Origin of the sequence: Streptomyces sp. NPDC086989 (genome assembly GCF_044745505.1) — a bacterium.
Taxonomy (GTDB): Bacteria; Actinomycetota; Actinomycetes; order Streptomycetales; family Streptomycetaceae; genus Streptomyces.
In genome coordinates this window covers 107,372-133,447 of the sequence record NZ_JBIVAL010000010.1, presented here as the reverse complement: position 1 = coordinate 133,447, position 26,076 = coordinate 107,372, and the positions used below count along the sequence as shown (strand labels likewise).

25 protein-coding genes and 1 tRNA gene are annotated in these 26,076 nt (G+C 72.8%); 12 read left to right on the top strand and 14 right to left on the bottom strand.

What is annotated here, in order from left to right; genetic code table 11:
* The first annotated feature begins 4 nt into the window (after window positions 1–4).
* On the top strand, window positions 5–991 hold the full coding sequence (locus ACIPK4_RS24685) for a PAC2 family protein (protein WP_402315977.1): 987 nt from the start codon (window positions 5–7) through the stop codon (window positions 989–991).
* A 136-nt stretch (window positions 992–1,127) separates the two neighbouring features.
* On the opposite strand, the gene mshC is transcribed toward ACIPK4_RS24685, so the two are convergent.
* The 4 genes from mshC to ACIPK4_RS24665 all read right to left on the bottom strand — a co-directional run bounded on the left by mshC (window position 1,128) and on the right by ACIPK4_RS24665 (window position 4,804).
* Entirely contained in the window at window positions 1,128–2,357 is a 1,230-nt protein-coding gene (gene mshC, locus ACIPK4_RS24680) for a cysteine--1-D-myo-inosityl 2-amino-2-deoxy-alpha-D-glucopyranoside ligase (protein ID WP_054226059.1), read from the bottom strand.
* Between the two features lie 122 nt (window positions 2,358–2,479).
* Window positions 2,480–3,394, bottom strand: coding sequence for an SCO1664 family protein (locus ACIPK4_RS24675; RefSeq protein WP_402315975.1), 915 nt, complete (start codon window positions 3,392–3,394; stop codon window positions 2,480–2,482).
* Window positions 3,358–3,948 carry a DUF3090 domain-containing protein gene (locus ACIPK4_RS24670; RefSeq protein WP_048476940.1) on the bottom strand — a complete coding sequence of 197 codons (591 nt, stop codon included), beginning with the start codon at window positions 3,946–3,948 and terminating at the stop codon, window positions 3,358–3,360. The genes ACIPK4_RS24675 and ACIPK4_RS24670 overlap by 37 nt, the downstream gene beginning before the upstream one ends.
* Window positions 3,949–4,060: 112 nt before the next feature.
* Entirely contained in the window at window positions 4,061–4,804 is a 744-nt protein-coding gene (locus ACIPK4_RS24665) for a histidine phosphatase family protein (protein ID WP_402315973.1), read from the bottom strand.
* 54 nt (window positions 4,805–4,858) lie between these two features.
* Between ACIPK4_RS24665 and corA the strand changes: the two genes are divergently transcribed.
* The gene (gene corA, locus ACIPK4_RS24660; RefSeq protein ID WP_402315971.1) at window positions 4,859–5,851 is read left to right on the top strand and encodes a magnesium/cobalt transporter CorA; all 993 of its coding nucleotides are present in this window, start codon (window positions 4,859–4,861) and stop codon (window positions 5,849–5,851) included.
* Window positions 5,852–5,875: 24 nt separating this feature from the next.
* Here corA and ACIPK4_RS24655 read toward each other — a convergent pair whose 3' ends face one another.
* Both ACIPK4_RS24655 and ACIPK4_RS24650 read right to left on the bottom strand, forming a co-directional pair.
* Complete coding sequence (locus tag ACIPK4_RS24655) at window positions 5,876–6,664, bottom strand: ferritin-like domain-containing protein (protein ID WP_402315969.1); 789 nt, start codon at window positions 6,662–6,664, stop codon at window positions 5,876–5,878.
* A gap of 266 nt (window positions 6,665–6,930) precedes the next feature.
* Window positions 6,931–7,980 carry an LLM class F420-dependent oxidoreductase gene (locus tag ACIPK4_RS24650; RefSeq protein WP_054226054.1) on the bottom strand — a complete coding sequence of 350 codons (1,050 nt, stop codon included), beginning with the start codon at window positions 7,978–7,980 and terminating at the stop codon, window positions 6,931–6,933.
* Window positions 7,981–8,081: 101 nt separating this feature from the next.
* On the opposite strand from ACIPK4_RS24650, the gene ACIPK4_RS24645 reads away from it, so the two are divergent.
* Window positions 8,082–9,074, top strand: a complete 993-nt coding sequence (locus tag ACIPK4_RS24645; RefSeq protein ID WP_402315968.1) for an aldo/keto reductase — start codon at window positions 8,082–8,084, stop codon at window positions 9,072–9,074.
* Window positions 9,071–11,290: a helix-hairpin-helix domain-containing protein gene (locus ACIPK4_RS24640; RefSeq protein WP_402315967.1), complete on the top strand. Its 2,220-nt coding sequence runs from the start codon at window positions 9,071–9,073 to the stop codon at window positions 11,288–11,290. The genes ACIPK4_RS24645 and ACIPK4_RS24640 overlap by 4 nt, the downstream gene beginning before the upstream one ends.
* Window positions 11,291–11,356: 66 nt before the next feature.
* On the opposite strand, the gene ACIPK4_RS24635 is transcribed toward ACIPK4_RS24640, so the two are convergent.
* Window positions 11,357–12,040: a hypothetical protein gene (locus tag ACIPK4_RS24635; RefSeq protein ID WP_054223752.1), complete on the bottom strand. Its 684-nt coding sequence runs from the start codon at window positions 12,038–12,040 to the stop codon at window positions 11,357–11,359.
* A gap of 47 nt (window positions 12,041–12,087) precedes the next feature.
* Between ACIPK4_RS24635 and ACIPK4_RS24630 the strand changes: the two genes are divergently transcribed.
* Entirely contained in the window at window positions 12,088–12,276 is a 189-nt protein-coding gene (locus tag ACIPK4_RS24630; RefSeq protein ID WP_054223753.1) for a DUF5703 family protein, read from the top strand.
* A 42-nt stretch (window positions 12,277–12,318) separates the two neighbouring features.
* Here the strand turns inward: ACIPK4_RS24630 and ACIPK4_RS24625 are convergent, their stop codons facing one another.
* From ACIPK4_RS24625 to ACIPK4_RS24615, 3 genes are all read right to left on the bottom strand, one after another.
* On the bottom strand, window positions 12,319–13,095 hold the full coding sequence (locus tag ACIPK4_RS24625; RefSeq protein WP_402315964.1) for a chaplin family protein: 777 nt from the start codon (window positions 13,093–13,095) through the stop codon (window positions 12,319–12,321).
* Window positions 13,096–13,192: 97 nt separating this feature from the next.
* Window positions 13,193–13,426, bottom strand: a complete 234-nt coding sequence (gene chpH, locus ACIPK4_RS24620; RefSeq protein WP_402315962.1) for a chaplin ChpH — start codon at window positions 13,424–13,426, stop codon at window positions 13,193–13,195.
* A gap of 129 nt (window positions 13,427–13,555) precedes the next feature.
* The gene (locus tag ACIPK4_RS24615; RefSeq protein WP_054223755.1) at window positions 13,556–14,881 is read right to left on the bottom strand and encodes a M20/M25/M40 family metallo-hydrolase; all 1,326 of its coding nucleotides are present in this window, start codon (window positions 14,879–14,881) and stop codon (window positions 13,556–13,558) included.
* Window positions 14,882–15,049: 168 nt separating this feature from the next.
* Here ACIPK4_RS24615 and ACIPK4_RS24610 point away from each other — a divergent pair.
* A tRNA-Leu gene (locus tag ACIPK4_RS24610) sits at window positions 15,050–15,134 on the top strand.
* A 174-nt stretch (window positions 15,135–15,308) separates the two neighbouring features.
* On the opposite strand, the gene ACIPK4_RS24605 is transcribed toward ACIPK4_RS24610, so the two are convergent.
* The 3 genes from ACIPK4_RS24605 to ACIPK4_RS24595 all read right to left on the bottom strand — a co-directional run bounded on the left by ACIPK4_RS24605 (window position 15,309) and on the right by ACIPK4_RS24595 (window position 19,512).
* Complete coding sequence (locus tag ACIPK4_RS24605; RefSeq protein WP_054223225.1) at window positions 15,309–16,745, bottom strand: amino acid permease; 1,437 nt, start codon at window positions 16,743–16,745, stop codon at window positions 15,309–15,311.
* 216 nt (window positions 16,746–16,961) lie between these two features.
* Entirely contained in the window at window positions 16,962–18,506 is a 1,545-nt protein-coding gene (locus ACIPK4_RS24600; protein ID WP_402315959.1) for an APC family permease, read from the bottom strand.
* 52 nt (window positions 18,507–18,558) lie between these two features.
* The gene (locus ACIPK4_RS24595; RefSeq protein ID WP_402315957.1) at window positions 18,559–19,512 is read right to left on the bottom strand and encodes a hypothetical protein; all 954 of its coding nucleotides are present in this window, start codon (window positions 19,510–19,512) and stop codon (window positions 18,559–18,561) included.
* 194 nt (window positions 19,513–19,706) lie between these two features.
* On the opposite strand from ACIPK4_RS24595, the gene ACIPK4_RS24590 reads away from it, so the two are divergent.
* On the top strand, window positions 19,707–20,129 hold the full coding sequence (locus ACIPK4_RS24590) for an ASCH domain-containing protein (protein ID WP_402315955.1): 423 nt from the start codon (window positions 19,707–19,709) through the stop codon (window positions 20,127–20,129).
* 88 nt (window positions 20,130–20,217) lie between these two features.
* On the opposite strand, the gene ACIPK4_RS24585 is transcribed toward ACIPK4_RS24590, so the two are convergent.
* Complete coding sequence (locus ACIPK4_RS24585) at window positions 20,218–21,873, bottom strand: FAD-binding dehydrogenase (protein WP_402315953.1); 1,656 nt, start codon at window positions 21,871–21,873, stop codon at window positions 20,218–20,220.
* A gap of 76 nt (window positions 21,874–21,949) precedes the next feature.
* Between ACIPK4_RS24585 and ACIPK4_RS24580 the strand changes: the two genes are divergently transcribed.
* The 5 genes from ACIPK4_RS24580 to ACIPK4_RS24560 all read left to right on the top strand — a co-directional run bounded on the left by ACIPK4_RS24580 (window position 21,950) and on the right by ACIPK4_RS24560 (window position 26,073).
* The gene (locus ACIPK4_RS24580; RefSeq protein ID WP_402315951.1) at window positions 21,950–22,480 is read left to right on the top strand and encodes an NUDIX domain-containing protein; all 531 of its coding nucleotides are present in this window, start codon (window positions 21,950–21,952) and stop codon (window positions 22,478–22,480) included.
* A 9-nt stretch (window positions 22,481–22,489) separates the two neighbouring features.
* Entirely contained in the window at window positions 22,490–22,888 is a 399-nt protein-coding gene (locus ACIPK4_RS24575; protein ID WP_054223220.1) for a YidH family protein, read from the top strand.
* Window positions 22,885–23,205, top strand: coding sequence for a DUF202 domain-containing protein (locus tag ACIPK4_RS24570; protein WP_054223219.1), 321 nt, complete (start codon window positions 22,885–22,887; stop codon window positions 23,203–23,205). The genes ACIPK4_RS24575 and ACIPK4_RS24570 overlap by 4 nt, the downstream gene beginning before the upstream one ends.
* Before the next feature lie 735 nt (window positions 23,206–23,940).
* A complete protein-coding gene (locus ACIPK4_RS24565) occupies window positions 23,941–24,852 on the top strand; it encodes an MBL fold metallo-hydrolase (protein WP_402315949.1) in 912 nt (303 codons plus the stop codon).
* A gap of 150 nt (window positions 24,853–25,002) precedes the next feature.
* Window positions 25,003–26,073, top strand: coding sequence for a phosphotransferase family protein (locus ACIPK4_RS24560; RefSeq protein ID WP_376204472.1), 1,071 nt, complete (start codon window positions 25,003–25,005; stop codon window positions 26,071–26,073).
* Window positions 26,074–26,076: the final 3 nt, after the last annotated feature.

Here is a 26,076-nt window from a genome sequence, read left to right as displayed (position 1 = left end):
CTGGGTGATCGAGCTTGAGGGCGTGCCCGAGCTGATCGACCCGGTCATGGTGGCCGCGTTCGAGGGCTGGAACGACGCGGGTGACGCGGCCTCCGGCGCGGTCGCGCACCTGGACCGGGAGTGGAAGGGCGAGGTCTTCGCGGCGCTGGACGCCGAGGACTACTACGACTTCCAGGTCAACCGGCCGACGGTGTGGCTGGACAACGGGGTGCGGAAGATCACGTGGCCGACGACGAGACTGTCGGTGGTGCGGATCGGCGGCGCGAAGCCGCGGGACCTCGTGCTCGTGCGGGGCATCGAACCGTCCATGCGGTGGCGGTCGTTCTGCAACGAGATCCTCGGCTTCGCGCACGAACTGGGCGTGGAGATGGTCGTGATCCTGGGGGCGCTGCTCGGGGACACCCCGCACACGCGGCCGGTGCCGGTCAGCGGGGTCACCTCGGACCCGGACCTGGCGCGGACGATGGACCTGGAGGAGACCAAGTACGAAGGCCCGACGGGGATCGTGGGCATCCTCCAGGAGGCCTGCACCCACGCCGGGGTGCCGGCGGTGTCCCTGTGGGCGGCCGTCCCGCACTACGTCTCCCAGCCGCCGAACCCCAAGGCGACGCTGGCCCTGCTGAACCGGCTGGAGGATCTGATCGACATCCGGATCCCGCTGGGCGAACTCCCCGAGGACGCACGGGCGTGGCAGCTCGGGGTGGACCAACTGGCCGCGGAGGACAGCGAGGTGGCGGAGTACGTCCAGACGCTGGAGGAGGCGCGGGACACGGCCGATCTGCCGGAGGCCTCGGGTGACGCCATCGCGCGGGAGTTCGAGCGGTACCTGCGGCGGCGGGATCCGTCCGCCGGGGCGGAGCCGGGTGACGGGTCGTACCTGCGGGACACCTCCAGCGGGCTGACCCGGCCCCCGAAGCGCAAGCCGGACCCGGAGCCGGGGGCCGACACCGAGCCGGGCGACGACGACACCCCGGAGCCACCGGAGGCCTGAGGCCTGCCTTCCGGATCGTGCCGGCCCGCGCGACACCGCGGCGCGAGCGACCCGGGCCGCGCCCGGCCCCGGAAACAGGAACGCCGGCCCGGCCGCATCAGCGGCCGGGCCGGCGTCCGTGGTCCGTCGTCGCGGGTTACAGGGCCACTCCGAGCAGGGCGTCGACCGTGCGGGACACCAGGCCCGGCGCCGACTCGTCGTCCCCGTCGGAGGCGTTCTGCGCGTCCACCCAGCGGTCCACGGCCGCCAGCGCGGCCGGGGCGTCCAGGTCGTTCGCCAGGGCCTCGCGGACCTCCTCGACGAGGGCGTCCGCCGGCAGGCCGTCGGGGCGGGACACGGCCGCGCGCCAGCGCTCCAGGCGGGCCACCGCCTGCTCCAGGACCTCGTCCGTCCACTCCCAGTCCGCCCGGTAGTGGTGGGACAGCAGGGCCAGCCGGATCGCCGCCGGGTCCACGCCGGCGCGCCGCAGCGCGGAGACGAAGACCAGGTTGCCCTTCGACTTCGACATCTTCTCGCCGTGCAGCGCGACCATGCCCGCGTGCACGTACGCCTTGGCCATCGGGAACTCGCCCGTCAGGACCTGCGCGTGCGAGGCGCCCATCTCGTGGTGCGGGAACGCCAGGTCGGAGCCGCCGCCCTGGATGTCGAAGCCCATGCCCAGGTGGTCCAGGGCGATGGCGACGCACTCGATGTGCCAGCCGGGCCGGCCGCGGCCCAGCGAGCCGCCGTCCCAGCTCGGCTCGCCCGGGCGGGCGGCCATCCACAGCATCGGGTCGAGGGGGTTCTTCTTCCCCGGGCGTTCCGGGTCGCCGCCGCGCTCCGCGGAGAGCAGCCGCATCGCCTCGGCGTCGAGGTTGGAGACCTTGCCGAAGTTCGCGTCGGACTCCACCGAGAAGTAGACGTCGCCGTCCAGCTCGTACGCGGCGCCGGCGTCGCGCAGCCGCTCCACCAGCGGCACGATGCCCGGTATGGCCTCGACGGCGCCGATGTAGTGCTGCGGGGGCAGCATCCGCAGTGCGGTCATGTCCTCGCGGAAGAGGGCCGTCTCGCGCTCGGCGAGCTCGGTCCAGTCGTGTCCGTCCCGCTGAGCCCGCTCCAGCAGCGGATCGTCGACGTCCGTCACGTTCTGGACGTAGTGGACCTGCCGCTTGGTGTCGAGCCACACGCGCTGTACGAGGTCGAACGCGTTGTAGGTCGCCGCGTGACCGATGTGGGTCGCGTCGTACGGGGTGATGCCGCAGACGTAGATACGGGCGACGGGACCGGGGGCGAGGGTGATCGTCCCCTGGGTCGCGGTGTCGTGGATCTGGAGGTCGCGGCCCTTGCCGGGCAGGGCGGGGACCTCAGAAGCGGGCCAGGCATGCATGTGTCGAGCCTAACCGGACGCGTGTTCCGAAAACGAACCGGACCTGCACTGTTGGCTTGATCGGCGGTCTTGCGGTCCGGCTGATTGTGTGCCTGTCCCGCAGTCGGCGCGGCCGGGCCTGCTCAGACCGGCGGCCAGGGGATCGCCGGCCACTGCCCGGACGGCTGCGGGTGGACTCCGGTGCGCAGCAGATCGGCCACCCGGGCCCGTACGGCGGCCAGCTCGGCCGGGGTGATCAGTTCGGCCAGCCGGGTGGCGAGCGGTTCGCCCTCGGCCAGCCGGGCGGCAAGGGAGCCGAGCACCTCGCGGGCCTCGCCGGTCAGTGGTTCGCCCGCCCAGCCCCACAGCAGGGTCCGCAGCTTGTCCTCGCGGTGGAAGGTGACTCCGTGGTCGATGCCGTAGAGCCGTCCGTCGGGTGCGGGCAGCAGATGGCCGCCCTTGCGGTCGCCATTGTTGATCACGGCGTCGAGGACGGCGAGCCGGCGCAGCCGGGGGTCGTCGGCGTGCACGAGCAGCGCGGTGCGGCCCTCCCCGACGTCGGCGAGGGCCACCGGTTTCCAGCCCTCCCCCGCCTCCTCGCCCTCGACGAGGGCCAGCAGGCCGCTCTCGTCGCCGGAGCCGTCGTCCGCAGCACCGTCGTCCGCAGCACCGTCGGCCCCGGTCCCGTCGGCCGGCGTGCCCCCGTCCCCGGCGGCTCCTGACGCGATCCACAGCTGGACCATGCCCTCGCCGTACGGTCCCTCGCGCAGCACGGTCGGCGGGACCAGGCCCCATCCCGTGGCCTCGGAGACCAGGTAGGCGGCGACCTCGCGCCGGGCCAGGTTGCCGTCGGGGAAGTCCCACAGCGGACGCTCGCCCTTGACCGGCTTGTACACGCAGTCGGCGCTCACGCCCCCGTACGTCACCGTGCACAGCAGCACGGCGTTGGACGCCTCGCGGATCCTTCCGACGACCGTCAGCTCACCCCTGGCGAGCAGCTCCTCGTGTTCCCCCATGGCGCTCACGCCTGGCGCCGGTAGCCGTTCTGGCGCGGGCACACGTGCCCCTCCGGGTCCAGCGGGAGGCTGCACAGCGGGCAGGGCGGCCGGCCCGCGTTGACGACGTCCAGGGCCCGCTTGGCGAACGCCCGGGCCTGGGCGCCGGTGAGGCGGACCCGGAGCATCGGCGGGCCGTTCTCCTCGTCCTGGAGGAGCCGCTCCTCCGCCTCGGCGAGGTCCTCCTCCGAGTCGGCGTCGAGTTCCACCAGGGCCTGCGCCTCGACGATCATCCGCTGTTCCTCGCCGTCCCAGGCCAGAGCCATGGTGCCGACGCGGAACTCCTCGTCGACCGGGACGTCGAGCGGCGCGGTGTCGGCGGCCTCGGCGGGGGCCATGGCCGGGACGGGGGCGTTGCCCCCGGTGCGCCGTACGACCTCGTCCAGCAGCTCGTCCATCCGTTCGGCCAGCGCCGCGACCTGGGTCTTCTCCAGGGAGACGCTGGTGACGCGGGGGCCGGATGAGGCCTGCAGGAAGAACGTACGGCGTCCCGGAAGGCCGACCGTGCCGGCCACGAAGCGGTCCGGCGGGTCGTAGAGGAACACCTGACGGGGCACGTCCAGTCTCCAAGTCTCGGCGGCAGGGGGCAGGGCTGCACGCGTGCGGCGGTGCTCTTCTGCTCTGTGGCGGTGGTTTATTTGGGCCAGTCCACCCTACTGCTCCGTTCGATCACGCCGCGCCCGCACCGCCCCCCACGACCGCGTTCCCCCCGTCCTCGGTCGCGCTTTCGAAGGTTTCCGTGTCCGCCGCGGCCGCGTCGGCCTCCGGTGCGCGGGCCGGACGGGGGGCGAGCGAACCGAAGTCCCCGGTGTCGCCGAGCCGGAGCAGGAACGGCCGCGTCGGCGTGTAGCGGACGGCCGTGACCGAGCAGGGGTCCACGTGGATGCGCTGGAAGAGGTCCAGGTGCATGCCCAGGGCGTCCGCGACAAGGGACTTGATGATGTCCCCGTGCGAGCACATGAGGAACACGGCGTCGCTCCCGTGCTCCTCCTCGATCCGAGCGTTCCACTCCCGTACGGCGTCCACCGCGCGCGCCTGCATGGCGCGCATGGACTCGCCGCCGGGGAACGCGGCGGCCGAGGGGTGCTGCTGCACGATCTTCATCAGGGGTTCATCGGAGAGCTCGGAGAGTTTGCGGTTCGACCAGTCGCCGTAGTGGCATTCGCCGATCCGGTCGTCGGTGTGCAGCGCCAGCTCCGGGCGGGCGGCCAGCAGCGGCGCGAGGGTCTCCCGGCAGCGCTGGAGCGGGCTGCTGACGGCGGCGGCGAGCGGCACCGCGGCGAGCCGTGCGGGCAGCGCCGCCGCCTGCTCGGTCCCGCGCTCGTCGAGGGCCACTCCCGGGGTCCATCCGGCGAGCAGCCCTGCGGTGTTGGCGGTGGACCGCCCGTGTCGTACGAGGATCAGCGTGGCCATGACGCAAGCCTAGGCGGTGGTCGGCGCGTGCGGGGCGGGGGTGGGCGGGAGACAATGCCCTGCGTGATAGTCGACTGCGCCATGTACCGGGACGGCCGCCGCTCTCCTGCGCCCGAGGACCTCTCCGACGCGCTCGACGAGGCGCGGGCCAGCGGTGACGCCTTCCTGTGGGTCGGCATGTACGAGCCCACGGAAGAGGAGTTCGAGCACGTCAGCCGGGAGTTCCGGCTGCACAAGCTGGCGGTCGAGGACGCGCTGACCGCGCACCAGCGCCCCAAGCTGGAGGTGTACGACGACTCGCTGTTCGTCGTGCTCAAGCCCGTGGAGTACGACGACGACGCGGACACGGTGACCGCGGGCGAGCTGATGCTCTTCATCGGCGACTCCTTCGTGGTCACGGTCCGGCACGGCGAGGGGGCGGCGCTGGCCGCCGTGCGCCACCGGCTGGAGCAGGAGCCGGAGGTGCTGCGGCACGGTCCCACGGCGGTGCTGTACGCGGTGTCCGACGCGGTGGTCGACCACTACATCGAGGTCGCGGCCGAGCTCCAGGTCGACCTGGAGGAGGTGGAGGCCGAGGTCTTCGCGCCGAACGCCACCGACACCAAGAACACCGCCGCCCGGATCTACGGCTTCAAGCGGCAGGTGCTGGAGTTCCGCCGGGCGACGAACCCGCTGCTGCAGCCGATGAACCGGCTGGCGTTCGGGACCGTGCCCTTCGTGCACGAGCACGCGCAGCCGTTCTTCCGCGACGTCGCGGACCACCTGATCAAGGCGAGCGAGTACATCGAGGGCCTGGACCGGCTGCTGTCGGACGCGCTCTCCGCGCACCTGGCGCAGATGGGCGTCCGGCAGAACGACGACATGCGCAAGATCTCGGCCTGGGCGGCGATTGCGGCCGTGCCGACGATGGTGGCGGGGATCTACGGGATGAACTTCGACCACATGCCGGAGCTCCGGCAGGCCTGGGGCTATCCGGCGGTGCTGCTGGTGATGGGGGGCATCTGTCTGGGCCTGCACCGGTTGTTCAAGTCCCGCGGCTGGCTGTAGCGGGCGGCAGCGTCTGCCCGGCCGCTACGCGTACTCGGGCGAGGTCAGCGGTACGCCGCCCAGCGCGTTGCGCCGCTCCGGCAGGCGCAGGCTGATCATCCGGTGCCAGCCGGCGAAGCGCTCGTACGCGTACACGGCGTGGATCCCGGCGGCGAGCGCGGCCCTCTTGGGCGCGGGCCAGTGCAGCAGCCGGCCCATGTGGTCCATGACGGCGAGGCTCACGTCCCGGTAGACGCGGATCTCGGCGAGGGCGCTGTCGCGCAGCACCCTCTGGATGATCCGGCCGTGTCCCCCGCGGACCAGGCGGAGCAGTTCCTCGTGGCAGTAGGCGAGGTGGTTGTCCTCGTCGTGGCTGATCATGCGGATCGCCTTGCCGACCTCGGGGTGGTCCCCGAACCGGCGCAGGAGCATGTCCATCTGGTCGGCGGCGCGCTGTTCGGTGACCCGGCTGTGCGCGAGGTAGACGACGATGTCCCGCTCGGTCAGCTGCTCGTCGCGGCGCAGCTTCTCGTGTGCGAGACCGATGCCGCACCGCTCCAGCAGCATCGTGTAGTCGGTCTCGGGCGGCACGGGCACCGGGGGCAGGCCGCGCTTGCGCAGCAGGGCCTGGAAGATCCGGCCGTGCTTGTCCTCGTCGGCCCCGTGCCGGGTGATCTTGGGCGCGAGCTCGCGCATGCCGTCGGGCACCAGGGCCGCGATCCGGGCGTTCTCCCAGCCGCCCTGCGACTCCCCGCTGGCGGCGATGGAGCAGAACAGCTGGAACGAGTCGTCGTGGTCGACGATCTCCTGGAACAGGCTGCGGGCAGAGAGCATGCATCGAGTCAACGGCCGATGCGGGGGCCCGGCAACCGAGGCGTCGTGCGACTCGGCCGTACGAAGGACGTGAAGGGGTGGAGGGGTGAAGCCGGGGCGTGACCCGGCGGGTGGGAGCCGGGGCGTAACCCGGAGGGTGCCGCGCGCGTTGTTGACTGTGTCGGCCGTGGCGGGGAAGACCCCCGAGCCCCCACCACGGCCGCAGGGCCTTTCCGGACGCCGCCCCCCGCACCCGCTCGGTGCGGGGGGGGTCGTCGTGGGACGCGTTACGCCAGGCCGGCGCGCTCCATCGCCTCGGTGCCGGCCCGCAGCGCGGTGATTCGCTCGTCGAGGGTGAACCCGGCCGGGGCGAGCGTGAGGGTGGTGACCCCGGCCTCGGCGTAGGCCCGCATGCCGTCCGCGATCCGCTCGACGGACCCGAGCAGGGTGGTCGAGTCGATGAGCGAGTGCGGGACCGCCTCGGCGGCGCCCGCCTTGTCGCCCGCCAGGTACTTGTCCTGGATCTCGGCGGCTTCCTTCTCGTAGCCCATGCGCTGGGCGAGCTGGTTGTAGAAGTTCTGCTTCCGGCTGCCCATGCCGCCGACGTACAGGGCGGTGTACGGGCGGAACATGTCGGCGAGGGCGTTCACGTCGTCACCGACGGCCAGCGGCACGGTCGGGCAGACGTCGAAGCCGTCCATGGTCAGCCCGGCCTTCTCGCGGCCGGCCCGGATGTGGGTGAGCGCGGTGGCCTCCAGGTGCTCGGCGGCCGGGAAGATCAGCAGGGCGCCGTCGGCGATCTCGCCGGTCTGCTCCAGGTTCTTCGGTCCGATGGCGGCGATGTAGAGCGGGATGTGCTCGCGCTCGGGGTGCACGGTGAGCTTGATCGGCTTGCCGGGGCCGCCGGGCAGCGGGAGGGTCCAGTGCTCGCCCTCGTAGCTGAGGCGCTCACGGCTCATCGCCTTGCGGACGATCTCCACGTACTCGCGGGTGCGGGCGAGCGGCTTGTCGAACTTGACGCCGTACCAGCCCTCGGAGACCTGCGGTCCGGAGACGCCGAGGCCGAGCCGGAAGCGGCCCTTGGTCAGGGAGTCGAGGGTGGCGGCCGTCATGGCGGTCATCGCGGGCTGGCGGGCCGGGATCTGCAGGATCGCGGAGCCGACGTCGATGCGCTCGGTCTGGGCGGCGACCCAGGCGAGCACGGTCGGGGCGTCGGAGCCGTAGGCCTCCGCGGCCCAGCAGACGTCGTAGCCCAGGCGGTCCGCCTCCTGGGCCACGGCGAGGTTGTCGGCGTCCATGCCAGCGCCCCAGTAGCCGAGATTGATGCCGAGCCGCATGTGTCGTCCCCTTACCGGTTTACCGATCAGTAACGTAGGTCTGCGGGGGACTGTAGCGCGCCCGGGCCCGCCGCGGCAGTGCCCCAGTAGTCTCAGCGCTCATGGAGCAGAGGCATCTCGGCCGCACGGGACTGCGCGTGTCCCGAATCGGCCTCGGCACCTTGACCTGGGGCCGTTCCGCGGAGGGGCCGGACGAGTCGGGCGCTGCCGAGCAGTTGAAGACGTTCTGGGAGGCGGGCGGCACGCTCGTCGACACCGCCGACGTGTACGGGGGCGGCGAGGCGGAGTACCTGCTGGGGCAGCTGATGGGCGGGCTGGTCCCGCGCCGGGAGCTGGTGATCGCCACCAAGTCGGGCTCCGTCCCCGATCCGGACCGCCGGTTCGACGCCTCGCGCGGCCACCTGCTGTCCGCCCTCGACGATTCGCTGGCCCGGCTGGGCACCGATCACGTGGACCTCTGGCAGCTCCACGCGTTCGACGCCGGGACCCCGCTGGAGGAGACCCTCCAGGCGCTGGACCTCGCGGTGAGCAGTGGCCGGGCGCGGTACGCGGGGGTGTCGAACTTCAGCGGCTGGCAGCTCGCCAAGGCGGCGACGTGGCAGCTCGCCGCCCCGGGGGTGCGGACCCGGCTGGCGTCGACACAGATGGAGTACTCCCTCCTCCAGCGGGGCGTGGAGCGCGAGGTCCTCCCGGCGGCGCGGGACCTGGGCGTGGGACTGCTCCCCTCCTCCCCGCTGGGCCGCGGGGTCCTCACCGGCAAGTACCGGGACGGCACCCCGGCGGACTCCCGGGGCGCCTCACCGACCATGGCCGGCTTCGTCGAGCCGTACCTGGACGATGCGGCCGGCCGCATCGTGGACGCGGTGGCGACCGCGGCCCAGGGCCTGGCGGTGACCCCGCTCCAGGTGGCCCTGGCCTGGATCCGGGACCGGCCGGGGGTGGTCGCACCCATCGTGGGCGCACGGACGTCCGAGCAGCTCGCGGCGGCTTTGTCGGTGGAGGCCCTTAGTCTTCCCGAGGAGATCTGCCGTGCGCTGGACGATGTTTCGGCGCCGGTGCATCGCTATCCCGATCAGGACTGGAGCACGCTGTGAGTACGGACCGCCACCCCGCTTCCGCGGACCACCCGGCCACCCCCGGCCCCCAGGCGGCCACCGACCCGGACCCGGCGCAGCCGCAGGACGGGCGCGCAGCGGCCGACGCGGACACGGACACAGGCGCGGAACCGGCGGGGCCGGAGGGGAGCGTGCCCGGGGACCCGGCGGCCGCGGAACCGGACGAGGGCGAGGCGGCGGAGCCACAGGCCGCCGCTGCGGAAGCTCCCGATGCCGGCGAAGGTGGGGCCGGGGAGGCCGGCGCCGCGCAGCCGGTGCTCAGCGAGGCCGAGGCCGAGCTGGCCGCGCAGAAGATCGAGCGGGAGCGCATCGCCCGCCGCAAGGCCGAACGCCAGGGTCCCGTCGAGGCCGGAGCGAAGCTCAGCGGCAGGGCCGCCGACCTGCTGGCCGCCGTAAGGGCCGTGGAGAGCGGGGAGAAGCCCTCCCCCGCGTACTTCGACGAGGCCCCGGCCGCACCCCGCAAGCCGGCGCCCGCCCCCGCCGCGCCCGCCCGGGCGCGCCCCGCACCCGCCGTGCCCGCCGCCCCCTCCGCCGCCGGCGTCGAGGACGTGCGGGCCGTACTCGCCCGCGGCGGCGCCCCCGAGGCACTGGCCGGCCCGGCCGCCACCGCCCTCGGCGAAGGCGCCGCGGAGCAGCTGGCCGACGACCCGTGGCGGCTCCTCGCCGTCGCCGGTGTCCGCCCGACCCAGGCCGACGGCTTCGCCCGGGCCCTGCTCGGCGCCGAGGCCGGCCCGGGCGACGAGCGGCGCGCCGCCGCTCTCGTGGGCTGGCTGCTGGAGCAGGCCGCGCTCAAGGGGCACACCGCCCTGGAGGCCCCCACCCTGGAGTCGGCCCTGGCCCAGTACGGCGTCCCGGACCCCGCCGAGTCCCTGGAGCAGGCCATCGGCGAGGGCACCGTCCTGGTGTTCCACGAACCGCTCGGCCCGCCGGTCGCCGAGGGCGAGGAGCAGCCCGTACGGGTCCTCGTCGGCCTGGAGGGGTACGCGCTGGCCGAGGAGAGCCTGGCGGACGGCCTGGCCCGGCTCGCCAACACCTTCACCGACCCGGCGGACTGGGAGAAGGCCGCCTCCGCAGCCGGCGTGGGCGCCGAACTGGTCCGCGCCTCCTCGGGGCACGGGCTGGTCACCCACACCGGCGGTGAAGCCGCCCGCGCCGAACCGCGGGCCCTGCTCGCGGCCGCCCGCGACCTGGGCCTGCGCGTCTGCCTGGCCGCGCACGCGCCCACGCCGGGAGCCGTCACCGTCGCCGGGCTGCTCGCCGGGACGGAGGGGCCCGGCCGGGACGCGGACGGACAGTTCGCGGTGGACCTGCTCGTGGTCCTCGATGCCCCGCAGCTGGACGTGGAGACCGCCGCCGCGCTCGTCGAGTCCGTCCCCGACGGGGCCCGGCTGGTGCTCTCCGGCGACCCCGGCGTACTCGGGTCCGCCGGCCCCGGGCGGGTGTTCGGTGATGTCCTGGCGGCTCGCTCCTGCCCGCAGGTGGTCTCCCGCACCCCCGACCCGGGCCCGATCGGTGAACTCGTCTCCGGGATCGGCGTCGGGGAGCTGAACCAGGTGGACGCCCCCGGCAAGGAGGTCGTCATCGTCCCGGTGCGCGACGCCGGGGAAGCCGTCCACCGCGCCGTGCAGCTGGTGGCCGAGTCGGTGCCGCGCGCCTTCGGGATCCCGGCGGACGCGGTCCAGGTGATCACCCCGGGCCACGGGGGCTCGGCGGGCACCCGGGCGCTGAACGCGGCCCTCAAGGAGCGGCTGAACCCCGGCCCCGGCCGGTTCGGCGGCTTCGACCCCGGCGACCGCGTCGTCCACGTGCCCTCGCCCGGGCGGGCCACGGCGGCCCGCGTGGTGTCGGCAGACGCGCGGGGCCTGCACCTGGACGCCGCCGGCGCGCCGGTCGTCGTACCGAAGGAGCAGGTGGAGGCGCAGGTGCGGCACGGCTGGGCGGTGACCGCGCACCAGGCCGTCGGTGCGCGCTGGCCCGCCGTGGTCGTCGTGCTGCCCGGTGACGCGGCGCAGGCCCTCTCCCGGGACTGGGTGTACACGGCGTTCGGCCGGGCGGAGCGCCACCTGTCGGTGGTGCACGGCGTCGACCAGGCGCTGCCGCGCGCGGTCGCGGAGGTACTGCCGAAGCCGCGTACGACCCGGCTGACCGGCCTGCTGCAGGCCCTCGTGGCGGCCGCGCGGGAGCAGCCGGAGTGACCTGCGCGCACCGCGGCCCCCGCTCCTTCCGGGGCGGGGGCCGCGGTGGCGTGCGTAGCGGACGGGTCAGGCGGGGGTCAGGCCCGGCGCGGTCGCCTGACCGCCGGCACCGCCGGTGCCCTCCGCCTCCTCCTCGTCGTCGAAGTCGTCGGCCTCCTCGTCGAAGACGGAGCTGACGTCGAAGCGGTGCAGCACGTCCTGCGGGTCGGTGTGCCCGAAGGGGGAGCCGAGCCACTCCCCCGGCTCGGCGACCTCCTCCGAGGCCGCGATCCAGAGCGTGGAGTCGCCCTCCTCCAGACCGAACTCCTTGTAGCGCGAGGCGATCTCGTCGGGCTCGTACTCCCCGAAGAGCACGCCCAGCGCACCGGCGGTGCCGCCGTCGTGGACGAGCTCGGCTTCCCGGTCGTGCGCGGCGACCCGCTCGGCCTGGGCGATCAGCCTGGGCGGTTCGACGACGGCGTAGTCACGGCGGATGAGCACGCTGAACGCGGTGGGCTCGGCGGGCCCGGTGTACGGGACTCCGTCCTCGGGCGTGGGGATCTCGAACGGGGTGACCTCGTCGTACCGGTCGTAGAGGAGCTCGTCGTACTCCTCGGCGGCGGCGGCGAGTTCGTTGAAGGCGGCGTAGACGGCCGGATCCTCGTCCCCGATCCTGCTCTCGACCGCGGCGAGGTGACGGTCGAGGGCGGCCTTGACCGCCTCGGCGGCGGCGCGTACCTCGGCAACACTGGGCAGAGCGGCATCAGACATAGTGCAGACGCTATCCGTAGCGGGCCTGTGCCCGCACAATAGATTCGATGCCGGAATACGAATTTGTCGACGTGTACGTGCCCCGCGGTGTGCCTCGCAAGGAGGCGACCCGCCTGCTCACCGAACATGCCGAGTACGGGAACTGGGAACTCGACCGGCTCTCCCTGCATCGGGACGGCAGCCGGCGGGTCCGGCTGCGCCGGAGAATCATCCGTCAGGTCCGCGCCACCTGGTGACGCGGGCCCCGGGGTCGGGGCCCGCGCCGTGACGGGTTTCCGTCAGGCCGCGCTGCGGGCGCGGCGGTAGAGCACGGCGCCGGCCAGCAGCGTGCCCGCCGCGAGGGCGCCGACACCGAGGACGTCACCGGCCCCGGTGGCGGCCAGCCCTGCCTGCCGGGCGGGCCCGATCCCCTCACCGGGGTGTGTGACCGGCGTGCCGTTGCCCGTACCGGGCGTACCCGGGTTGCCGGGGTTGCCGGGCGTACCGGGATTGCCGGGCTGGCCAGGAGTGCCGGGGTTGCCGGGCTGGCCAGGTGTTCCGGGGTTGCCCGGAGTACCGGGGTTGCCCGGAGTTCCCGGGTTGCCGGGGTGACCCGGATTGCCGGGCGTGCTCGGGTTGCCGGGCTGACCGGGAGTGCCGGGGTGTCCCGGCTGACCGGGGTGCCCCGGGTGACCGGGATGCGTCGGCTCGTCGTCGCACGGCTCGTCCGGCTCGTCGGGCCCACCCGGCTGTCCGGGCCCTCCCGGGTGTCCCGGTTGTCCCGGCTGGCCGGGGTGTCCCGGCTGGCCGGGGTGTCCGGGCTGGCCCGGGTGGCCCGGTGTGGCCGAGTGCTGGGAACAGCCGTTCCCGAAGGCCGGGTTGAGCAGTCCCACGATCGAGACGGTGTTGCCGCAGGCGTTCACCGGAGCGTCCACGGGCGCCTGGACGGAGTTCCCGGACAGCACGCCCGGAGAGTTCACGGCGTGGCCCGACGCGCCGGAGTCCGCATGTGCGTAACCCCCACCCAGCGCGAGAACACCTCCCGCGGCCGCCATGATGCTCAGAGTCTTGCGCATGTGTGTCATCCCCCTGCTGTGTACGAACACCGGGCTCCAAAGCCCGGCGGCCCCGGAGCGCTGGAATGCGCTCCGGGGCCCAAAGACTTCAGAAGCGTCAGGCGTTGACGCAGGTGTTGCCGAAGGCCGGGTTCAGCAGGCCGATGATGTTGACCGTGTTACCGCAGACGTTCACGGGAACGTGGACCGGCACCTGGACGACGTTGCCGGACAGGACACCGGGGGAGCCGATGGCCGCACCCTGGGCATCCGCGTCGGCGACAGCCAGACCCGCACCCGCGAGAACCAGACCACCGGTGGCAGCCGCAGCGGCGACAACCTTCTTGAGCATTGTTCCTCCTAGTTGGCAATGCGGTCCCAGCCGCGGACCGCACCACCTGTAACGAGGAGGGATCACCAGGGCTACGAGCGTATGAGCGCATTCACTCTTCTCAGTGGAATGCGCACACCTTCCCGATTCTCAGCAGTTGTCAATGAATCGGTCGAGGACGCGCACGCCGAACTTCAGCCCGTCCACGGGCACCCGCTCGTCCACTCCGTGGAACATCCCGGCGAAGTCCAGCTCCGGCGGCAGCTGGAGGGGGGCGAAGCCGAAGCAGCGGATGCCGAGGTCATCGAAGGACTTGGCGTCCGTGCCGCCGGAGAGCATGTACGGGACGGCGCGCGCGATCGGGTCCTCGGCCTTGAGGGCGTTCTGCATGGCGTCGACGAGCTTCCCGTCGAAGTCGGTCTCCAGGGCCTTGTCCCCGTGCACGTCCTCCCGCTTCACGCGCGGGCCGAGGATCCGGTCGAGGTCGGCGAAGAACTCGTCCTCGTAGCCGGGCAGGAAGCGGCCGTCGACGTGCGCGGTGGCCTGGCCGGGGATGACGTTGACCTTGTAGCCGGCGCCGAGCATGGTCGGGGCGGCCGAGTTCCGCAGCGTCGCGCCGACCATCTTGGCGATGCCGCCGAGCTTGGCCAGGGTCGCGTCCATGTCGTCCGGGTCGAGCGGGGTCCCGAGCGCGTCCGAGAGCTCGTCCAGGAACGACCGGACGGTCTTGGTGACCCTGACGGGCCACTGGTGGCGGCCGAGCCGGCCCACGGCCTCGCACAGCTCCGTGATGGCGTTGTCGTTGTTCGTCATCGAACCGTGGCCCGCGGTGCCCTCCACGGTGAGCCGCATCCAGTGCATGCCCTTCTGGGCGGTCTCCACCAGGTACAGCCGCAGGTTCTCGTTGACGGTGAACGAGAAGCCGCCGACCTCGCCGATCGCCTCGGTGACCCCCTCGAAGAGTCCGGGGTGCTTGTCCACGAGGTGCCGCGCGCCGTACACGCCGCCGGCCTCCTCGTCGGCGAGGAAGGCCAGCACGATGTCCCGCGGGGGCTTGCGGCCGCTGCGCAGCCGGTCGCGCACGACGGCAAGCGTCATCGCGTCCATGTCCTTCATGTCGACGGCGCCGCGGCCCCACACGCAACCGTCGGCGATCTCGCCCGCGAAGGGGTCGTACGTCCAGTCGGCGGCGTTCGCCGGCACGACGTCGGTGTGCCCGTGGATCAGCAGCGCCGGACGGGAGGGGTCCTCGCCCTCGATGCGCGCGACGGTCGAGGCGCGCCCCTTGTGGGATTCGAAGATCTGCGGTTCCAGGCCGACCTCGGCGAGCTTCTCCGCGACCCACTCGGCGGCCTTGCGCTCGCCGGGGCCGGAGTGGTCCCCGTAGTTGCTCGTGTCGATCCGGATGAGGTCCCGGCAGAGGTCGACGACCTCGTCCTCGCCGGAGACGGTCCTGCCCGCGCTCGACTCGCTCACGCTGCTTCCTCCCACTGGTCGGTACCGACTGCCTCCCCATCCTCCCGCTTCGGGCGGCTCTGCCCAAGGGCGATCCCCGGCCGCAGGGGGGTGTGATCGGGGCCCCGGAATGTTTGGTAATGTTTTCCACGTCGGAACGGCCCGCGAGGGACGCGAGACAGACACCTTGTCCGGGTGGCGGAATGGCAGACGCGCTAGCTTGAGGTGCTAGTGCCCTTTATCGGGCGTGGGGGTTCAAGTCCCCCCTCGGACACAGAGCGAGAACCCCACTTCGGTGGGGTTTTCGGCGTTTGGGGCCCTTTCCGGGCCGGGCTGTCCTGGCGACAGCGTGACCGCGCTCAAGGCGCTGGCCGACGGCCCCTGACAACACGGAAGGACCCCGCCTCGGGCGGGGTCCTTCTCGTCCTGCGCGGCCGGGCCGCGGCCGTCAGCGGCCCGCGGCGATCTCCGCGACGCGGCGGCGGACCAGGAACCAGCCGCCGACGAGGGCGGCCCCGATGGCGGGGACGCACAGGACGGTGGTGCGGCCGACGCCGCCGTCGCACCACATCAGCACCAGCACGGCGAGCAGGAACGCCAGCGTGATGATCTGCGTGTACGGGGCCCAGGGCAGGCGGTACGACGGCCGCTCCAGGGTGCCCTCCTGCGCGCGGCGCCAGAAGAACAGCGAGCAGATCATGACCATGCCCCAGGTGCCGAGGATGCCCAGCGAGGCGAAGTTCAGGACGAGCTCGAAGGCGTCCTTCGGCATCAGGTAGTTCAGGCCGACGCCGGCGAGGCCGAAGGCGGCGGTGAAGAGGACGCCGCCGTAGGGGACCTTGCCCTTGTTCATGCGGGCGGTGAACTTCGGCGCGGAGCCGGACATGGCCATCGAGCGCAGGATGCGGCCGGTGGAGTAGAGCCCGGAGTTCAGGCTGGAGAGCGCCGCGGTCAGGACGACCAGGTTCATGACGCCGGCGGCGCCGGGGATGCCCAGCTTGTCGAAGACGGTGACGAAGGGGCTCTGGTCGGAGGAGTACGAGGTGTACGGGAGCAGCAGCGCGAGCAGGATGACCGAGCCGACGTAGAACAGGCCGACGCGCCACATGATCGAGTTGATCGCCTTCGGCATGATCTTCTCGGGGTTCTCGGTCTCACCGGCGGCGACGCCGCACAGCTCGACGGAGGCGTACGCGAAGACCACGCCCTGGAGCAGCAGGAGCATGGGGAGCATGCCGGACGGGAAGATGCCCCCGTTGTCGGTGATCGAGGACAGGCCCGGGGTGTGGCCGCCGATGTCGTGGCTGGTGACGACCAGGTAGATGCCCACGAGCAGGAAGACGCCCAGGGCGGCGACCTTGACGAGGGAGAACCAGAACTCCATCTCGCCGAAGTACTTCACCGAGATCAGGTTCGCGGTGAGGACGACGGCGAGGGCGATCAGGGCGAGGACCCACTGCGGGACGCTGGTGAACATCGACCAGAAGTGCGCGTAGGTCGCGGCGGCGGTGATGTCGGCCACGGTGGTCGTGGACCAGTTCAGGAAGTACAGCCAGCCTGCCGTGTAGGCGCCCTTCTCCCCCATGAACTCGCGCGCGTAGGAGACGAACGCGCCGGAGGAGGGCCGGTAGAGGACGAGCTCGCCGAGGGCCCGGACGACGAAGAAGGCGAAGATGCCGCACACCGCGTAGGCGATCGCGAGGGACGGGCCGGCGTTGGCGAGCCGGCCGCCGGCGCCGAGGAACAGGCCGGTGCCTATCGCCCCGCCGATCGCGATCATGTTGATGTGGCGGGACTTGAGGTCCTTGCTGTAGCCCTCGTCACCGGCGTCGACGTGGCGGGCGGACGCCGGGGCCGGGGCCTCGGTCAAGGTGCGGTCACTCATGTAGGACTTCGCCTTCGTGGGTGGGACAGGCAGTTCCGGCCGCCGTGCAGGGGAGCTGGGTGGGGTCACCTGTGCGGGGGCCGGTGGTTTTTGTCGCCCCAGGAGACCATGAGCCCCGGCCACGGCCAAAACCCGCCCTCCTCACACAGAAGCCCCCGGCGACCATGGAAACGGACGCCAGGGGCTTCGTACGGGCAGGAAAGCGAGGCGGTGGGGTCACCCGCGGGGTTCGGTCTCCGCGGCCTGGTCGAGGCGGAAGGCCTCGTTCCCCAGGCCGATGCGGGCGTGCACCTCGGGGCGGCGGCTGCGCAGGACGACCCCGTACAGGAGTCCGCCCACGACGGCGGCGCCGATGATGCCGGGCAGCACCCAGCTGAGAGCGGAGCCCTTCTCGGCGCCGACGAGGACGCCGAAGTCCTTCACCGTGTACACGGCGATGCCGAGCAGGGCGATCCCGGCGGCTCCGGCCGCGACGAGCCGCCAGATCTGGGCGCCGGCCGTGCCACGGCGGACGAAGAACGCGATGACGGCGAAGGAGGCGGCGGCCATGAGGAGGGTCACCCCGAGGGCGCCGACGCTGCCCATCCAGGTGAACAGGTGCAGGACGGGCGCGGTGGGGTCGCCGGCCGGCTGGTCGTCGGTGAAGGCGAAGGCGAGGACGACGAGCGTGGCGATGACGGTCTGGAGGAGCGAGCCGGTGGCGGGGGCTCCGGTGCCCGCGCTGGTCCGGCCGAAGGCGGCGGGGAGCAGTCCCTCGCGGCCCATGGCGAAGGCGTAGCGGGCGACCACGTTGTGGAAGCTGAGCATGGCGGCGAACATGCCGGTGACGAAGAGGACGTGCAGGACGTCGGTGAAGGCCGTGCCAAGCCGCCCTTCGGTGAGCTGGAAGAGCAGGCCGGGGCCGGCTTCGCCGGAGGTCTTGACGATCTCGGAGGGGCCGGTGGCGACGGTCAGGGCCCAGGCGCTGAAGGCGAAGAAGAGGGCGACGAAGCCGACGGCGAGGAACATCACCCGGGAGACGACGATGTGGGGCTTGCTGGTCTCCTCGGCGTAGACCGGGGACTGCTCGAAGCCGACGAAGGCGGCGATGCAGAAACACAGGGCCGTGCCGAGGCCGGCGCCGCCGAGGGTCGCGGGGTCGAAGGCGTGCAGGGAGAGGCCTTCGGGGCCGGGGGCGCCGAGGGCGGCGACGTCGAAGACGACGACGAGGGCGCACTCGATGAGGAGCAGGACGCCGAGGACGCGGGCGTTGAGGTCGATCTTGAGCCAGCCCAGCGCGCCGGTGACGGCGACGGCGGCCAGGGCCGGTATCCACCAGGCGACGTCGATCTTCAGGTAGGTGGCGAAGAGGCCGGAGATCTCGAAGCCGAGGATGCCGTAGACACCGACCTGCATGGCGCTGTACGCGACGAGGGCGACGAGCGAGGCGCCGGCGCCCGCGGTGGGGCCGAGGCCGCGGGCGATGTACGCGTAGAAGGCGCCGGCGTTGTGGACGTGCCGGCTCATCTCGGCGTAGCCGATGCTGAAGAGCGCGAGCACGATGCCGAGGATCACGAACAGCAGCGGCTGGCCGACCACGCCCATGACCCCGAAGGTGGTGGGCATCACACCGGCGACCACCATCAGGGGCGCGCTGGCGGCGAGTACGGAGAGCAGCAGGCCGGCGGTGCCGAGGCGGTCGGCGCGCAGCGCGCGGTCCTGGCCCTTGTAGGTGCGGATCTCGGGCGCGGTGCTGAGCGTGGTGGATCTGCCCGTCGCCATGGCGGGGTGTCCTTTCGGGGGGAAGGTCGGGGTGGAGCCGGGTGGGGGTGGGTCAGGCCGTGCCGCCGAGTGCGGCGCTGCGGGCCTCGAGGAAGGCCTTGTGCGGGTCGAGGTCCGGATAGGACCAAGGGGCGGGCGTGGCGTGGCTGCCGATGCGGTGGAACAGGGCGGCGGCCTCGGCCGGGCGGCCCTCGCAGAGCTTGGCGTGGGCCAGGAAGTTGAGGTCGACCCGGTTGCGGGGGTGGTCCTCGCGTTCCCACTCCAGCCACCAGTCGAAGGCGGAGCGCAGCACCTGGCGGGCGCGGCGGCTCGACCAGTGGGTGACGGCGCCGGCGCTGCTGTCGGAGCCGTACGAGCCCGCCAGCACCCGGTAGCGCTCGGCGTGGGCGATGACGGGGAGGACGGCGAGCGGGGAGTCGGCCGGGGACTCCTCGGCGGCCCAGGCGGCGAAGTCGTAGACCTCGTGGAGCGGATCGTGGCCGGCGCCGGGGGTGTGCTCGGCGAGCTGGGCGACCATGAGGTGGTGGGCGTGGTGGTGCTCGCGGTGGCGCGCCCGGACCTGGTCGAAGTGGCGGCTGAACTCCTCCTCTGTGCCGAAGGCCCGGGAGAGCATGAGCAGCCCCAGCCAGGGGGTGGGGTCGGCGGGGAGCAGCGCGGCGGCCCGGCGGCAGGCCTCCTCGGCGGCTTCGGGCGTGCCCTTGCGGCGCAGGGCGGTGAAGACGGCGGCGCAGGCCAGGAGGGTGGCGGCGTCGGCGCTCTCGGGTTCGGCGAGCAGCCATTCGCGGGCCCAGGCCGTGGCAGCGGGGGTCTCGGCGAGCACGACGATACGGTGGCCGCGGCGGTCCCAGTCGTCGCCGGTGCCGACGAGGAGGGAGCGGGCCTTGGCCCAGCGGCCCTGGGTGAACTGGGCTCGTACGTCGACCAGCTCGGTGTCGCACAGGGCCGGGTCGAAGAGCTGGGCGTCCCGCTTGCGGGCGCGGCCGAGGGGCGGCGGAGGCGGGGACATCCGCGGAATTCCCTCCAGAGCACGGGCGCGGGCGGACGGTTTGGCTGGATGATCACGCACAGCAAAGCGGTACGCACAGCTCCGCGTCAAGGTCCAGTCCACTGCGTGGCGCGTTTCAACTGGTGTGGACATGACGCCAGTTGGGGTGGCAAACCCCTTCACGGCCGACGCGGGAGCGACCGTAGGGTGGGCCCATGACGACGTACGAGGATCTTCCTCCCGCTTTGTTCGCGTTTCCGGGGCCGGTGCGCGACATGCTGGTGGCGGCGGTGCTGAGCGGGGCGAAGACCTCGACCACGGGGCTGCTGACCGAATACGAGGTGGCGGGCGATCCCCTGCCGGTGGTGGGCGGGCGGATGGCGGTCATGGACTCCGCGGAACGGCCGGTGGCCGTCCTGGAGGTGACGGACGTACGGATTCTGCCGCTCGCGGAGGTGGATTTGGAGCACGTCCTGGACGAGGGGGAGGGCTACACGTCCGTCGCCGAATGGCGTGATACCCACGAGCGGTACTGGCACGGGCCGCAGATGCGGGAGGCCCTCGGCGACCCGCAGTTCACGGTGGCCGACGACACGCTGGTCGTCGCGGAACGCTTCCGGGTCGTCGAACGCCTCTGACGGGGCGGCTCCGGCCCGGGCCCGGGCCGGAGCCGCTCTGGCGAGCCCGGGCCGGAGCCGCTCCGGGCGAGCCCGGGCCGAGCCCGGTTCAGCCCACCGCCCGGGCCGCGGCGCGGCCCGCCGCCCGGCCCGAGAAGATGCAGCCGCCGAGGAAGGTTCCCTCCAGGGCGCGGTAGCCGTGCACCCCGCCACCGCCGAAGCCGGCCGCCTCGCCGGCCGCGTACAGGCCGGGCAGCGGCTCGCCGGAGCCGGTCAGGACCCGCGACGACAGGTCGGTCTCCAGGCCGCCCAGGGACTTGCGGGTCAGGACGGAGAGCCGGACGGCGATCAGCGGGCCGGCCTTCGGGTCCAGGATCCGGTGGGGTGCGGCGGTGCGGATCAGCCGGTCGCCGAGGTACTTGCGGGCGCCGTGGACGGCCGTCACCTGGAGGTCCTTGGTGAACGGGTTGGCGATCTCCCGGTCGCGGGCCACGATCTCCCGGCGGACCGTCTCCTCGTCGAGCAGGTCCTCCTTGGTGACCGCGTTCATGCCGCGCACCAGCGCGCCGAGGTCGCGTTCGACGACGAAGTCGGCCCCGTTGTCCATGAAGGCCTTCACCGGGCCGGGTACGGCCTGCCGGGCCCGGTCGATGACGTCGCGCACCGACTTTCCCGTCAGGTCCGGGTTCTGCTCGGAGCCCGAGAGACCGAACTCCTTGCCGATGATGCGCTGGTTGAGGACGAACCAGGTGTGGTCGTGGCCGGTCCTCATGATGTGGTCCAGGGTGCCGAGGGTGTCGAACCCCGGGAAGAGCGGTACGGGCAGCCGCTTGCCGGTGGCGTCCAGCCAGAGCGAGGACGGGCCGGGCAGGATGCGGATGCCGTGCCGGGACCAGATCGGGTCCCAGTTCTCGATGCCCTCGGTGTAGTGCCACATCCGGTCCTTGTTGATGTGGCTGGCGCCGGCCTGCTCGGCGATGCCCAGCATCAGGCCGTCCACGTGCGCCGGGACCCCGGAGAGCATCCGTTGCGGCGGGCTGCCGAGCCGGGCCGGCCACTGACTGCGCACGAGGTCGTGGTTGCCGCCGATGCCGCCGCTGGTCACGATGACCGCCTGGGCCCGGAGGGAGAACGTGCCGGCGACCCCCCGGCCGCTCGCGGTGCCCCGTACAGCGTCGGAGGGCTCCAGGACCTCACCCGTCACGGTGTCGAGGACGCCCGCCGTCCGGCCAAGCCCGGTGACCCGGTGGCGGAACTCCAGCCGGACCAGGCCCCGGGCCACCCCCGCGCGGACCCGCCGCTCGAAGGGCTCGACCAGGCCGGGCCCGGTGCCCCAGGTGATGTGGAAGCGGGGGACGGAGTTCCCGTGGCCGTTGGCGTCGTACCCGCCGCGTTCGGCCCAGCCGACCACCGGAAAGAAGCGGACTCCCTGCGCGTGCAGCCAGGGGCGCTTCTCGCCGGCCGCGAAGTCGACGTAGGCCTCCGCCCAGCGGCGCGGCCAGGCGTCCTCCTCGCGGTCGAAGCCGGCGGTCCCCCGCCAGTCCTGGAGGGCGAGCTCGCGGCTGTCCTTGATCCGCATCCGCCGCTGCTCGGGCGAGTCGACGAAGAACAGGCCGCCGAAGGACCAGTGCGCCTGGCCGCCGATCGACTGCCCGGGCTCCTGGTCGAGCAGGATGACCTTGCGGCCCGCGTCGACGAGCTCGGCGGTGGCCACGAGCCCGGCGAGGCCGGCCCCGATCACGATCACGTCTGCGTCGTACGTCATGGCGAACCCGTCCTCCGGTCGGTGGTGGGGCAGATCCTTGGCTACGGAGCGGTAACCAGTCAACAGCGGTGGTTGGATGGGCCGCGTGAGTGCTGCTGACGAGGTACTGGACGTGGTGGACCGGGACGACCGGGTGACGGGGCGGGCTCCGCGGGGCGAGGTGTACGCGGGCGGGCTGCTCCACCGGTGCGTGTTCGTCCAGGCCAGGGACGCGCAGGGACGGATCTTCGTCCACCGGCGGACGGCGTCGAAGCTGGTCTTCCCCTCGGCCTACGACATGTTCGTGGGCGGGGTGGTGGGCGCCGGCGAGAGCTATGCCGAGGCCGCTCTGCGGGAGGCCGAGGAGGAGCTGGGCGTGGCCGGGCTGGCGCAGCCCGAGCCGCTGTTCAAGTTCCTGTACGAGGGACCGGGCGGGGGCTGGTGGTCGTACGTGCACCAGGTGCGCTGCGAGCTGCCGGTGCGGCCGCAGGAGTCCGAGGTGGCCTGGCACGCGTGGCTCTCCGAGGAGGAGCTGGCGGCGGGGGTCGCCGACGGGGAGTGGCAGTGGGTGCCGGACGGTCTGGAGGCGTACCGGCGGCTGCGCGCGTACCGGGAGTCCCGCCAGTAGATTGACCAGGTGATCGACTTCGTCAAGGACGTGCGCCTCTGGTTCGCCCCCCAGCGGCTGAGGGACGAGGGCGAGACCCCCGACTACCGGTTCTCGCTGGCCAACGAGCGGACCTTCCTGGCCTGGATCCGGACCGCCCTGGCCCTGGTGGGCGGCGGTTTCGCGGTGGACCAGTTCCTGCCGGACCTGCGCTGGGGAGTGCGGGTCGGCATGGCGCTCGCGCTGCTCGCGGTGGGCGCGGCCTGCGCGCTGCGGGCGGTCAACCACTGGATGCGGTGCGAGCGGGCGATGCGGCGGGGCGAGGACCTGCCGCTGTCCCGGTTCCCCGTGGTGCTGAGCCTGGGGGTGGGGCTGGTCGCGGTGTCGATGGTCCTGGTGGTGCTGATGGGCTGGACGAGCGGCCGATGACGGCCTCCGGCACGGCGAACCGTGACGCGGGTCTGCAGCCGGAGCGGACCCGGCTCGCGTGGCGGCGTACGACGCTGGCGTGTTCGGTGGCGGCGGTCCTCGCACTGCGGACTGCGCTGCGCGGGCCGGGTTCGCCGGTGGAGGTGGCCGGGGCGGCGGTGATCGCGCTGATCTGGCTGGCGTTCCTGGCGGTGGCCCACCACCGCATGCGCCAGCTGACCGTCTCCCGTCCCCCGGCCCTCACCCCCCGCACGGCCCTGGCCGCGGTGACCTGCACGGTGGCTCTGTCCCTCTTCGCAATGACGGTCATCTTCTGACACCCCGCCCCCGCCCGCCCGCCGCCCGGGGCCGCGACGCCCCACCCGAAAGGCGGTGGGCGGAAGCCCCCGGGCCGGGGCAGTAATGAGCACGGGAGGGTGGGGCGGAAGCCACACGGACCGGAGCGCGACAACCGCACCCGGAGGTGCCCTCAAGGCAGGCCTGCCGGCCCGCCCTCCCCGCCTACCGACAGCCCGTCACGGGCCTTCCCCCCGGCTGCAACACCCCTCACCACAGCTGAGAGAACCCACACACCGCAACACACCGGACAGACCGACACCAGCCACCGTCACGACAACACCCACCCAGCCACGAAGCAGCGGGCCCATCCAGGCCCCCGTCACAACAGGACAGAACGCGGGCACACTGCCCACGGCGCGCAACCCGGCGACGACGGACTCCGAAGACGGACAGACGGGGCCGGCACACGGGACGGAACGACGACGGAGGCGCCGTAAGGCTCAGGAAAGCCGGCCCGCAGGCCGCAAACAAGCGCACGCCCCACGGCCAGGGGCGGCTGCAGGCCACCCGACGGAGCATCCCCCGCACACCACCGACACCGACCCGCAAAAACCACCACCATCACCACCGCCCGACTCCAGGGCCCCCGCCCCCGCAACGCCACCGGCTCCCCCGACCAGCAGGGCCGACCGCCCCCCACCCCACCCGCCCTCCGCGGCCGAGCGGCTGGCAGGATGCCGAGCGCACTTCAACGCCTCCCCGGGAGAACGCAGATGACCGCCGAAGAGCCGTACCTCGTCCAGCCCGCAGCCGGGGTGTACGCCTACGTCCAGCCTGACGGCGGCTGGTGCCTCAACAACGCCGGCTTCGTCAGCGACGGCGGCCGGACCCTGCTCATCGACACCGCCGCCACCCAGCGGCGCGCCCTGGCCCTGCGCGAGGCGGTCCTCGCCGCCGGCGTGCCGCTGCCCCGCACCGTCGTCAACACCCACCACCACGGCGACCACACCTACGGCAACGCCGTCTTCGCCCCCGAGGCCCTGATCCTCGGGCACGACAACGCGCGCACCGAACAGCTCGCCGCCGGTCACCAGCTGGAGCTGATCTGGCCGGCGACCGACTTCGGCTCGATCGAGATCACCGCGCCGGACCTCACGTACAGCGACCGCATGACCTTCCACCTCGGCGACACGGAGGTCCGGGTCATCCACCCCGGGGTCGCGCACACCACCGGCGACTCGATCGTGTTCCTGCCGCGGCAGCGGATCGTGTTCACCGGCGACCTCGTCTTCGCCGGTGGCACGCCGTTCCTGGCGATGGGCTCGCTGGCCGGGTCGCTGCGCGCGCTGGAGCTGCTGCGCTCGCTGGACGCGGAGACGGTCGTACCGGGTCACGGACCGCTGACGGACCCGTCCGCGTACGAGGCCACCGAGCGCTACCTCCGTCACGTGGCCGAACTCGCCCGGGAGGGCAGGTCGAAGGGCCGGACCCCCCTGGAGGTGGCGCGGCAGGCCGATCTCGGCGAGTTCGCCGCATGGCGGGAGAGCGAGCGGCTGGTGGCGAACCTGCACCGGGCGTACGCGGAGCTGGCCGGTGAACCGGAGGGTGCACCACTCGACATCCTGACGGTCCTCCAGGACATGACCGTGATGAACGGCGGTACGCCGATCCTCTGCCACGCCTGAGGACGACGGCGTTCACGTACGGGCCGGGAGGACGCGCCTCCGGCCCGTCCGTCGTACTCGTGGGCCCCGCACACTGGACGACATACCGACTGGTCGGCATGATGGCTCTCGTTCGTTCGTCCTCGTCCACTCCGCACGGAGGTGCACACCATGACCTCAGCGTCAGCGTCCGCTTCAGCCGGCCCCCGGGGCCTCGACCTGGGGCGGCTGCGCGGTCATCTCGACCGGGCGCGGCCGGGTCTCGTGGCCGGGGAGCTGCGCGGCCGGCTGATCGAAGGCGGCCGGTCGAACCTCACGTACGAGATCACGGACGGGACGGCCCGCTGGGTGGTGCGCCGTCCGCCGCTCGGCCACGTCCTGGCCACGGCGCATGACATGCGGCGCGAACACCGGGTGATCCACGCGCTGCACGGCACGGCCGTGCCGGTGCCCGAGCCGTTGCTGCTGTGCGAGGACGAGTCGGTCCTCGGGGCGCCGTTCTACGTCATGGAGTACGTGGACGGGGTGCCGTACCGGACGGCGGGGCAGCTCGCCGGGATCGGCCCCGAGCGCACCCGGCGGGCGGTGCTGAACCTGGTGGACACCCTGGTCGACCTGCACGCGGTGGATCCGGCGGCGGTGGGCCTGGGCGACTTCGGCCGGCCCGAGGGCTTCCTCGACCGGCAGCTGCGCCGCTGGGGCAAGCAGCTCGCGGCCTCCCGGGGGCGCGAGCTTGCGGGCATCGACGAGTTGCACGGCGCGCTCGGCCGGGCCCTGCCGGACTCCCCCGCCCCGACCGTCGTGCACGGTGACTTCCGGCTGGACAACGTGCTGATCGGCGGCCCGGACGACACGATCAGGGCGGTGCTGGACTGGGAGATGTCCACGCTCGGGGATCCGCTGACCGACCTCGGGCTGCTGGTGATGTACAGCTCGGACCTGGGGCTGAAGGACTCCCCGGTCAGCACGACGAGCGGGGCCCCCGGCCACCCGGCGCCTGCCGAGCTGATCGAGCGGTACGCCGCCCGGTCCGGCCGCGACACCGGTGCGATCGCCTGGTACACCGCCTTCGCCTGGTTCAAGCTCGCGGTGATCCTCGAAGGCATCCACTACCGCTACACGCTGGGGCAGACGGTGGGCGCGGGCTTCGACCGGATCGGTGAGCTGGTCCCGGTCTTCATCGAGCACGGTCTGGCCACCCTCCAGGGCCCCCGTCCATTCGAAAACGGCCAGGAAGGCTGAGGC

Excerpts from the sequence above, each read along its gene's own strand:
- ACIPK4_RS24590 (WP_402315955.1), top strand. The coding sequence starts at position 19,707 with ATGACGACGTACGAGGATCTTCCTCCCGCTTTGTTCGCGTTTCCGGGG.
- ACIPK4_RS24665 (WP_402315973.1), bottom strand. The coding sequence starts at position 4,804 with ATGGCCACGCTGATCCTCGTACGACACGGGCGGTCCACCGCCAACACC.
- ACIPK4_RS24595 (WP_402315957.1), bottom strand. The coding sequence starts at position 19,512 with ATGTCCCCGCCTCCGCCGCCCCTCGGCCGCGCCCGCAAGCGGGACGCC.
- ACIPK4_RS24650 (WP_054226054.1), bottom strand. The coding sequence starts at position 7,980 with ATGCGGCTCGGCATCAATCTCGGCTACTGGGGCGCTGGCATGGACGCC.
- ACIPK4_RS24585 (WP_402315953.1), bottom strand. The coding sequence starts at position 21,873 with ATGACGTACGACGCAGACGTGATCGTGATCGGGGCCGGCCTCGCCGGG.
- corA (WP_402315971.1), top strand. The coding sequence starts at position 4,859 with ATGCCCTGCGTGATAGTCGACTGCGCCATGTACCGGGACGGCCGCCGC.
- ACIPK4_RS24560 (WP_376204472.1), top strand. The coding sequence starts at position 25,003 with ATGACCTCAGCGTCAGCGTCCGCTTCAGCCGGCCCCCGGGGCCTCGAC.
- ACIPK4_RS24570 (WP_054223219.1), top strand. The coding sequence starts at position 22,885 with ATGACGGCCTCCGGCACGGCGAACCGTGACGCGGGTCTGCAGCCGGAG.
- ACIPK4_RS24645 (WP_402315968.1), top strand. The coding sequence starts at position 8,082 with ATGGAGCAGAGGCATCTCGGCCGCACGGGACTGCGCGTGTCCCGAATC.
- ACIPK4_RS24655 (WP_402315969.1), bottom strand. The coding sequence starts at position 6,664 with ATGCTCTCTGCCCGCAGCCTGTTCCAGGAGATCGTCGACCACGACGAC.
- ACIPK4_RS24600 (WP_402315959.1), bottom strand. The coding sequence starts at position 18,506 with ATGGCGACGGGCAGATCCACCACGCTCAGCACCGCGCCCGAGATCCGC.
- ACIPK4_RS24580 (WP_402315951.1), top strand. The coding sequence starts at position 21,950 with ATGGGCCGCGTGAGTGCTGCTGACGAGGTACTGGACGTGGTGGACCGG.
- mshC (WP_054226059.1), bottom strand. The coding sequence starts at position 2,357 with ATGCATGCCTGGCCCGCTTCTGAGGTCCCCGCCCTGCCCGGCAAGGGC.
- ACIPK4_RS24605 (WP_054223225.1), bottom strand. The coding sequence starts at position 16,745 with ATGAGTGACCGCACCTTGACCGAGGCCCCGGCCCCGGCGTCCGCCCGC.
- chpH (WP_402315962.1), bottom strand. The coding sequence starts at position 13,426 with ATGCTCAAGAAGGTTGTCGCCGCTGCGGCTGCCACCGGTGGTCTGGTT.
- ACIPK4_RS24630 (WP_054223753.1), top strand. The coding sequence starts at position 12,088 with ATGCCGGAATACGAATTTGTCGACGTGTACGTGCCCCGCGGTGTGCCT.
- ACIPK4_RS24565 (WP_402315949.1), top strand. The coding sequence starts at position 23,941 with ATGACCGCCGAAGAGCCGTACCTCGTCCAGCCCGCAGCCGGGGTGTAC.
- ACIPK4_RS24635 (WP_054223752.1), bottom strand. The coding sequence starts at position 12,040 with ATGTCTGATGCCGCTCTGCCCAGTGTTGCCGAGGTACGCGCCGCCGCC.
- ACIPK4_RS24625 (WP_402315964.1), bottom strand. The coding sequence starts at position 13,095 with ATGCGCAAGACTCTGAGCATCATGGCGGCCGCGGGAGGTGTTCTCGCG.